Raw genomic sequence first — 741 nt, 5'->3', positions numbered from 1 at the left:
GTCCCATACAGCATCAGCCACCTGTGCCGCTGTAGGCGCAGACGTACCGGGCGCGGTTACAAATATTTTTACTGAATCATCTGTTCCAAGCGTAAAATCTGCCCCGCTGTCAATCGTTACCGTCTTTGATGCCCCAGTATAGTCAGATACGACCCTAACGCTTGGATAGTCGCTGTTTGAATCATCATACAGCACGATAGCTTGGTCGTTATAAGCATCATCTTCATCCGAGCCAGAGGCAAGAGTAAAAGACGTTTGAGAGCCAACCGTTGCGACTTCTGCTTCGAGCAATACGTTCGGGTTTGATGCACCAGAAGACCATGCTGCATCCCCCCTAACCCTTAAAGCTTCAAGTGAATGATTCTCATCGTTAAACTCTGACCAGTCGCCTTCTGTCGCTGCAAGCCTTGCAATAATAGAATTGTCAGCAACCTCGTCTTCTGCTGCCGCTGCTGATATAAGATGATCTAGTTTGTAAGTTTCAATAGCGGCATCACATTGAGCGTTTACGTCTGCTGCCGATACATTATTAAGGTTCCCCACATCGGTTATAGCTGTGTCTACCTTTGCTTCAATAGCAGACAAGCCATAAGAACCATTAGCCAGGATCGTATTGTTGTTTGCCGATTGGTTAACGCTCGCAGATGTGAATACAGGAGATGCGACATCTCCGTATGCGATAAGCGCAGCAGCAAGCCTACCGGCACCGCCTTCTGTCAAGATGGTATCCATTATGTAGGT

Annotated in this window: 1 protein-coding gene; it reads right to left on the bottom strand. The window is 47.6% G+C overall.

The features are described 5' to 3' along the window. A partial coding sequence (locus GY843_RS11820; RefSeq protein WP_297309843.1) for a hypothetical protein occupies positions 1 to 720 on the bottom strand: 720 nt, incomplete at its 3' end. Positions 721 to 741: the final 21 nt, after the last annotated feature.

It is taken from the genome of Neptuniibacter sp., from assembly GCF_024231755.1.
In the GTDB taxonomy this organism is placed as follows: domain Bacteria; phylum Pseudomonadota; class Gammaproteobacteria; order Pseudomonadales; family Balneatricaceae; genus Neptuniibacter.
The sequence above is the reverse complement of the archived record's forward strand: the minus strand, read 5'-3'. Positions and strand labels throughout refer to the sequence as shown.